At 40.6% G+C, this 1,002-nt stretch carries 1 protein-coding gene; it reads left to right on the top strand.

Translation table 11 applies throughout. The annotated features are described in order from the left end of the window. Positions 1–1,002: hypothetical protein (locus tag GAB14E_RS25080; protein WP_033081985.1), on the top strand; the 1,002-nt coding region annotated here is incomplete at both ends.

Below are 1,002 nucleotides of genomic sequence, written 5' to 3'. Positions count from 1 at the left end.
GATAATAGCGGTGTTTTATACCAAGACAACGCTGGAGCAGGTTTTGGCACCTCTTATATAGATAGCTTTACTGATATTCAAACCCTTATTGGTAGTAATGCCAACCTAGATAACTTTGTTATAGACAGTGGCAGTAGCATCGACAGTATCGATGGCGGCAGTGATGGTAATAACTCACTGACTGGTCGAGATACCGATAACGAATGGGATATTTCAGGCAGTAATAGCGGTATTTTATATCAAGACAATGCAGGTGCTGGTTTTGGCACTTCCTATGTTGATGCTTTCAGCAATATTCAATCGTTAATTGGTAGTGATGCCAATTTAGATATTTTTGTGATGGGAACCACCGGTAGCATTGAGAGTATCGATGGCGGCAGTGATAGCAACAATACATTAATTGCCAATGACATTGCCAATGAATGGCATATCACCAGCGATAACGGTGGCGTTTTATATCAAGACAACGCAGGTGCAGGTTATGGCACGTCGTATGTTGATAGCTTTAATAGTGTTCAGCACCTTAAAGGTAGTGAAAGCTTCTTAGATATTTTTGTGATGGCTACAAGCAGTAGCATCGATAGTATTGATGGTGGTGGTGACGGCAATAATTCTTTAACGGCACGTGATGCAGATAATGAATGGCATATCACAGGAGATAATAGCGGTGTTTTATACCAAGACAACGCTGGAGCAGGTTTTGGCACCTCTTATATAGATAGCTTTACTGATATTCAAACCCTTATTGGTAGTAATGCCAACCTAGATAACTTTGTTATAGACAGTGGCAGTAGCATCGACAGTATCGATGGCGGCAGTGATGGTAATAACTCACTGACTGGTCGAGATACCGATAACGAATGGGATATTTCAGGCAGTAATAGCGGTATTTTATATCAAGACAATGCAGGTGCTGGTTTTGGCACTTCCTATGTTGATGCTTTCAGCAATATTCAATCGTTAATTGGTAGTGATGCCAATTTAGATATTTTTGTGATGGGA

Origin of the sequence: Colwellia psychrerythraea (assembly GCF_000764185.1) — a bacterium.
GTDB lineage: Bacteria > Pseudomonadota > Gammaproteobacteria > Enterobacterales > Alteromonadaceae > Colwellia > Colwellia psychrerythraea_B.
Note: the sequence above shows the minus strand (reverse complement) of the source record. Positions and strands in the feature narration are given on the sequence as shown.